4 protein-coding genes and 1 pseudogene are annotated in these 5,678 nt (G+C 64.9%); 2 read left to right on the top strand and 3 right to left on the bottom strand.

Going from position 1 to position 5,678, the window contains the following annotated elements:
• On the bottom strand, positions 1–483 hold a 483-nt coding region (locus A5906_RS13615), incomplete at its 3' end, for a glycosyltransferase family protein (RefSeq protein WP_245326721.1).
• A gap of 333 nt (positions 484–816) precedes the next feature.
• Between A5906_RS13615 and A5906_RS44340 the strand changes: the two are divergent.
• Positions 817–1,261: pseudogene (locus A5906_RS44340) on the top strand (RMD1 family protein); the annotation flags it as partial.
• 1 nt (position 1,262) lies between these two features.
• The coding region (locus A5906_RS44335) for an RMD1 family protein (protein ID WP_245326720.1) at positions 1,263–1,655 on the top strand (393 nt) is incomplete at its 5' end.
• 191 nt (positions 1,656–1,846) lie between these two features.
• Here the strand turns inward: A5906_RS44335 and A5906_RS13605 are convergent.
• Positions 1,847–3,034 carry an acetate/propionate family kinase gene (locus A5906_RS13605; protein WP_080135693.1) on the bottom strand — a complete coding sequence of 396 codons (1,188 nt, stop codon included), beginning with the start codon at positions 3,032–3,034 and terminating at the stop codon, positions 1,847–1,849.
• 4 nt (positions 3,035–3,038) lie between these two features.
• Complete coding sequence (locus A5906_RS13600) at positions 3,039–5,426, bottom strand: phosphoketolase family protein (RefSeq protein WP_080135721.1); 2,388 nt, start codon at positions 5,424–5,426, stop codon at positions 3,039–3,041.
• Between the last annotated feature and the right edge of the window lie 252 nt (positions 5,427–5,678).

Here is a 5,678-nt window from a genome sequence, read left to right as displayed (position 1 = left end):
CGGATAGCCGCCGATCCGGTCGTAATGATCGCGCGCGATCAAAAGGCCCTGATCGCCGAACGGACCGGCCAGCCTGCGCGCCACGGCCCGAAGGACATCGCGCAACCCGGTATCGGCGTAAGGCGTGCGGGCATAGCGGAACACCGCGGCCCGGTCCCGGCCGCTGGTCGCGACGCTCTGGATGAATTGGGTCGTCTCCTCGATCCAGCCGGTTTCAAGCACCGCGCCTGCGGGCAGGAACATCAGCCAGGGAGAACGGGCCTGCAGTGCGCCGGCGGCGAGCGCCGCGCCATGCGAGGAACCTTCGAAGCTGATGAAGCGGCAGCCTGCGACGTCGGCGACACGCTCGATGACGCCGTTGCGGGTGCCGTCGACCAGCAGCACTTCCCGGATGATGCCGGCAGCGGCGCCGGGCACCAGCGCAGCCAAGGTTGCGACCGCCGTCTGCTCGACGCCTTCGGTCGGAATGATGACGCTCAGCATGATTGAGGCTTCGATGTCCGCACTTCGGGAGAAGCGTAACTTGTTATGATGTTGTCATAAACACGCGGCATTGCCGAGTGCAACTTTTCGGCCAAGGCTTCGCCGTTCGATGGTAAACTGCTGGAGCTATCGGATCCCATTCATGTCCCCTGCGGGAGGGAATGTTGCCGAATATTTCGGCGCGAGCTCGCCTTGACGGTATTAACCCGGAGTTTAGCTGGGACATGGCGCGGGCATGCAGGGCACTCGCAATCTGCCTCACGAGGATGCGAGCGGAACAAGCACCCCAGAACGGGACAAGCCTGCAATCCATGGTGCTGACGAGGGCCTTGCATGAACGCCGATCAAGCGACCGTTAGCGCGCCCCCGACATCTCCACGGCCGGACGCCGCGCCGACCTTGCGGATCCGCGCGCTGATGCTCGGCGACCGCATCAATGCGTCCGGCCTCGAGATCGGCGCGCTGGTGTCGTCGACGCCGGCCGCCTTCCGCGTCCACGCCGGCCTCGCGGTGATCTTCCGTTACGGCGTCGTGGTGCTGATCGGCCTCTTGCCCTCGGAGGAGAAGGTGCTGATCGACAGCCTGAAACCGCGCGTTATCGGCGAGCTCAGCCCCTATGAGGAAGAGATCGCGCAGGCGCAGCTCTGCAAGGACGAGAGCACTGAAGCGATCCAGCCGGGCGGTCCGATCTCCCTCGCCAAATTCTCCGATGACCGGTTGCTGCTGGTTGCGGACGCGCTCGCCAAGAGCACGTCGCTGGCGCGTGACGAGCGGCGGGNGCCGCCGTGTTCGACGTCATCGAGCCGTTCGCGCGCGAGCTCGCCGAGCACGGCCGTACGCCGCGCCGCCGCAAGGGCATCCTGCAGCTGATCGGCAACGCATTGCTGGTGCAACAGCGCGTCGCCGGCCGTGTTGCCGTGGCCGAAAAGCCCGACGTGCTCTGGGAGAAGCCCGAGCTCGACCGGCTCTATGCCCGCCTCGAGGACGAATACGAACTCAAGGAGCGCCTCGACACGCTCGAGCGCAAGCTCACCGCGGTGTCCGAGACCGCCAACGCGTTGACCGACATCATCGACACCCAGCGCTCGCTCCGGCTCGAGATCGCGGTCGTGGTGCTGATCGTGATCGAGGTCGTGATCGGCTGCGTCCAGATATTGTCGGGGACTCACTGAGAGCGAGCTGATCATGGTTGTGCCCTCTCCCCTTGCGGGAGAGGGCAGCACCGCAGGGAGACAAGAACTCACTGGGGTGAGGGTCTCTCTCCGCATACTCATTTGCAAATGCATGCGCGGACAGAACCCCTCATCCGGCGCTTCGCGCCACCTTCTCCAGCAAGGGGAGAGGGGAAGAGCCGTCGGATAATTCACTTAGCTTGCAGCACCACCTTGCAATGCCGCGCGATCACCAGTTCCTCATTCGTCGGGATCACGAACACTTCGAGGGCGCTATCGTCGCTATCGATCCGCTCGCGTGCTTCGTCATTCGCAGCCGCATCGATCCGCATGCCGAGCCAGGCCAGCCGGTCACCGATCGCGCTACGGATATCCTTCGCATGTTCGCCAATGCCGCCGGTGAAGACGAGGCCATCCATCCCACCGAGCGTGGTCGCCATCATCGCGATCTGCTGCGCGGCACGGAAGGTGAAGAGATCGACCGCGCCTCTCGCGGCAGCGTCGCCGCTCGCCAGCAGCGTGCGCATGTCGGCGGAGAGGCCGGAGACGCCGAGCAGGCCGGACTGGTGATAGAGCAGGTGCTGGACCTCCTCGACCGACATTTTCTCGTGCTGCTGCAGATAGAGCAGCACGCCGGGATCGATGCTGCCGCTTCGCGTGCCCATCACGAGGCCGTCGAGCGGCGTCAGTCCCATCGTGGTGTCGACGCTGCGGCCGTCGCGCAACGCGCAGAGGCTGGCGCCATTGCCGAGATGCGCGATCACCGTGCGCTTGGCGGCGAGCTCCGGTGCAATCTCGGCGAGGCGGCCCGCGACATATTCGAATGACAGGCCGTGAAAGCCGTAGCGGCGGATGCCACGCGCCTCGAAGCGTCCCGGAATGGCGAAACGGCTGGCCGGCGGCGCGAGGCCGTGGTGGAAGGCGGTGTCGAAACACGCGATCTGCATCAGCGCGGGCCGGATCGCCGCGATGGCGCGGATTGGCGCCAGACATCGGGGCTGATGCAGCGGTGCCAGCGGTGTCAGCGCCTCCAGCTTTGCGATGACGTCGTCCGTCAGCGCGACCGGACCTGAATAATCCGGCCCGCCATGGACGATGCGGTGGCCGACCGCGCGCAAGCTGTGCTTGCCGAACCGGTGCTCGATGAAGGCGAGCACCTCGCTGAAGAGATGACCACTGCCGGCATTCGACGAGTCTCTCCGCGTCTCGAACAAGGTCTTGCCCGCGGGGTCTCTCACGACGAGCCGCGGCTTGTCCTCGTGCTCGTCGAGCTGGCCCTTGCAGAGCAGGACAGGCTCGGCCGACGCGATATCGAACAGGCCGAACTTGATGCTCGACGAGCCGGAATTGAGGACCAGAACCGCCTCGGGCGTCGGCATGACGTCAGCCCGTCTTGCCCGGCCAGACCCAGTCGCGAACCTCCGGCATGTCCTCGCCGTGCTCGCGCACATAGCGGGCGTGTTCGATCAGCTTGTCGCGGAATTGCTGCTTCACCTGCGCGGCCTTGGTCGCCAGCCCGGGCACGCGCTCGATCGCCTCGATCGCGAGGTGATAGCGGTCGAGCTCGTTGAGAACGACCATGTCGAACGGCGTCGTCGTGGTGCCTTCCTCGGCGAAACCGCGCACGTGCAGGCCGGCATGGTTGGTGCGGTTATATGTCAGCCGGTGGATCAGATAGGGATAGCCGTGATAGGCGAAGATGACGGGCTTGTCGCGCGTGAACAGGCTGTCGAAGTCGCGGTCGGACAGGCCGTGCGGATGCTGATCCCTCGGCTGCAGCGTCATGAGGTCGACGACGTTGACGACGCGGATCTTCAGATCGGGCAGTGCCCTGCGCAGGAGATCGACGGCAGCGAGCGTCTCCAGCGTCGGCACGTCGCCGGCGCAGGCCATCACCACGTCGGGTTCGGTATTCGTGTCCTCGCTGCCGGCCCAGGTCCAGATGCCGATGCCTGCATCGCAATGCGTCGCGGCCTCCTGCATCGACAGCCATTGCGGCGCCGGCTGCTTGCCGGCGACGATGACGTTGATGCGGTTGTAGGTGCGCAGGCAATGGTCTGCGATCCAGAGCAGCGTGTTGGCATCCGGCGGAAAATAGATGCGGACGATGTCGGCCTTCTTGTTGGCGACGAGATCGACGAAGCCGGGATCCTGGTGGCTGAAGCCGTTGTGGTCCTGCCGCCAGACATGCGAGGTCAAGAGATAGTTCAGCGAGGCGACCGGCCGCCGCCACGGCAGATGCCGCGTCACCTTGAGCCATTTGGCGTGCTGGTTGAACATGGAATCCACGATGTGGATGAAGGCTTCGTAGCAGGAGAAGAAGCCGTGGCGTCCGGTGAGAAGGTAGCCCTCGAGCCAGCCCTGGCAGAGATGCTCGCTCAACACCTCCATCACGCGCCCGTCCTGCGCGAGATGCACGTCGTATGGCTCCGTCGGCTCCATCCAGACCCGCCCGGTCGTCTCGAACACGGCATCCAGCCGGTTTGACGCGGTCTCGTCCGGGCCCATGATGCGGAAGTTGCGCTCTTGCGCGTTCAGGCGAATGACGTCGCGCAGGAATTTGCCGAGCTCGCGCGTCGCTTCGCCGGTGACGCCGCCGGGCTGCGGCACCTCCACGGCAAAGCTGCGGAAGTCCGGCAGCTTCAGCTCCTTCTTGAGGAGACCGCCATTGGCATGCGGATTGGCGCCCATGCGCCTGTGACCTTCGGGCGCCAGCGCCTGAAGCTCGGGCACCAGCGCGCCATTCGCGTCGAACAGTTTGTCCGGCTCGTAGCTCCGCATCCAGTCTTCGAGGATCTTCAGATGCGCCGGGTTCTCGCGGCAGCCCGCAACGGGCACCTGGTGCGCGCGCCAGAAATCCTCGACCTTCTTGCCGTCGACCTCCTTCGGGCCGGTCCAACCCTTCGGGCTGCGCAGCACGATCATCGGCCAGCGCGGCCGCTCGACGCTCTTGCGTCCGTCGCGGGCATGCTGCTGGATCGAGCGGATGCTGGCGAGCGCGACGTCGAGCGCGTCCGCCATGGCCTGGTGCATCAATTTGGGATCGTCGCCCTCGACGAACAGCGGCTCGTGGCCTAGCCCACGGAACAGGTCGCGGATCTCGCTGTCAGGCATCCGCCCGAGCACGGTCGGACCCGCGATCTTGTAGCCGTTGAGATGCAGGATCGGCAGCACCGCGCCGTCATGGGCCGGGCTCAGGAACTTGTTGGAGTGCCAGGACGCCGCGAGCGGGCCGGTCTCGGCTTCACCGTCGCCGACGACACAGGCGACGATCAGGTCGGGATTGTCGAACGCCGCACCATAGGCGTGCACCAGGGCGTAGCCGAGCTCGCCGCCCTCGTGGATCGAGCCCGGGGTCTCAGGGGCCGCGTGACTAGGAATGCCGCCAGGGAAGGAGAACTGCCTGAACAGCTTGCACAATCCATCCGCATTGCGCGCGATATCCGGATAGATCTCGCTATAGCTGCCTTCGAGATAGGTATTGGCGACCATGCCCGGGCCGCCATGACCGGGGCCGCAGACATAGAGAACGCTGACATCAAGCGCGCGGATGACGCGGTTGAGATGGGCATAGATGAAGTTCAGACCGGGCGTCGTGCCCCAATGTCCCAGCAACCGCGGCTTGATGTGCTCGGCCCGCAAGGCCTCGCGCAGCAGCGGGTTGTCGAGCAGGTAGATTTGCCCGACCGAGAGGTAGTTGGCAGCGCGCCAATAGCGATCGAGGAGATCGAGGTCGCCGCTCGCGACGGCCGTTTTTTGTTGGATTGTCATGTTCCTGCCGACCTTCACACAGCGATCGTCACCAACCCGGTTCCGGCGTGATCGATCCGTCGGTCATGAAACGGGATGGTTGTGCCGGCCGTGTTGCGTGAGGTCAAAGGCGGGCGCGCGAAGTTTGGGCAGCTCTACTTGTGCATGGGGTTGTTTTCGCGCTTTTTGTTTGTGTTCTTGATTTGTTCTTTCCTCGTGCTATCTTGATCGCATGAGTCCAGCAGCATCCTCTCATGCTCTCAAGCACCCGCC

It is taken from the genome of Bradyrhizobium sacchari (assembly GCF_002068095.1).
In the GTDB taxonomy this organism is placed as follows: domain Bacteria; phylum Pseudomonadota; class Alphaproteobacteria; order Rhizobiales; family Xanthobacteraceae; genus Bradyrhizobium; species Bradyrhizobium sacchari.
The sequence above is the reverse complement of the archived record's forward strand: the minus strand, read 5'-3'. Positions and strand labels throughout refer to the sequence as shown.

Excerpts from the sequence above, each read along its gene's own strand:
- A5906_RS13605 (WP_080135693.1), bottom strand. The coding sequence starts at position 3,034 with ATGCCGACGCCCGAGGCGGTTCTGGTCCTCAATTCCGGCTCGTCGAGC.
- A5906_RS13600 (WP_080135721.1), bottom strand. The coding sequence starts at position 5,426 with ATGACAATCCAACAAAAAACGGCCGTCGCGAGCGGCGACCTCGATCTC.